The organism is Achromobacter sp. Marseille-Q0513 (assembly GCF_018195695.1).
In the GTDB taxonomy this organism is placed as follows: Bacteria; Pseudomonadota; Gammaproteobacteria; order Burkholderiales; family Burkholderiaceae_B; genus Achromobacter.
Genome location: NZ_JAGTJY010000666.1, coordinates 1 through 320, shown reverse-complemented (window position 1 = coordinate 320; position 320 = coordinate 1). Strand labels below are relative to the sequence as shown.

Here is a 320-nt window from a genome sequence, read left to right as displayed (position 1 = left end):
GACGAACGGCAGCAGAAACAGGACGGCGCCCACGGCGAACGCCTTGGCGAAATCGGGAAGAAACTTGCGGTGAGGACGATTGTGCTGAAAATAAATCAGGAAGAAGGGCAGCGCAGCCGCCATGCTCAACTTGGCTGAAATGGCAGCGGCCAGTGCCAGGCCCGCCGTCCAGTTCTTTTGATGACGGATGCTGTAAAGGGTCAGAGTCAACAGGGCGACCGGCACCAGATCGTTGTACCCAAGCCAGTAGGTGGCGACCAGCGTGATCGGAGAAAACCAGTAAACCAGGAGCAGCATGCGGTCGCGGCCGGGGAGCAGAC

General features: G+C 59.4%; 1 protein-coding gene. It reads right to left on the bottom strand.

The genetic code is table 11. The features are described from left to right. Positions 1-297 (bottom strand): glycosyltransferase 87 family protein (locus KDH83_RS32225; RefSeq protein WP_212323290.1); only part of this gene is annotated, 297 nt, incomplete at its 3' end. Between the last annotated feature and the right edge of the window lie 23 nt (positions 298-320).